Here is a 504-nt window from a genome sequence, read left to right on the forward strand (position 1 = left end):
GCTCAAGGATCTCAGGCGCCAGCTCAACACGCTGGTGTCCGTGTACTCGGGTCGCCTGGGCAAGTCCCACGGTGCGATCCACACGCAGTTGCGTAACTCCTGCGGTGGTCCTCCGGTGCCCATGGCCTCGGCCGATCAGATCCGGGAGCGGATCTCGTTGCTGCGCAGCTGGTAGCCCGGGCGGACGTCCACGCCTCCCCGTTCCACCCAACCGTGTGATCCGACAAATGACCACGGGCCCCGTCGATGTCGACGGGGCCCGGGGTCATCCGGGGTCCGGGGGTATCGGACCGACAGGAGATCAGTCCAGGTAGTCGCGCACTAGGAACCGCTTAACGCTGTGCCTGACCTGCATAAATGCAGATCGGCGCTAAGCGTCGGGCAGAGAATATCGTGGACTGAGAATCGGGGGCCATACAAGCGGCCCCCGTGAGCGGTATGAACGCTCAACAGGGGCCTTGACCAGACGGAGTAATCGTCATGGCTCACTCGAGCATACCCACA

Origin of the sequence: Dietzia sp. SLG310A2-38A2 (assembly GCF_014145095.1) — a bacterium.
Taxonomy (GTDB): domain Bacteria; phylum Actinomycetota; class Actinomycetes; order Mycobacteriales; family Mycobacteriaceae; genus Dietzia.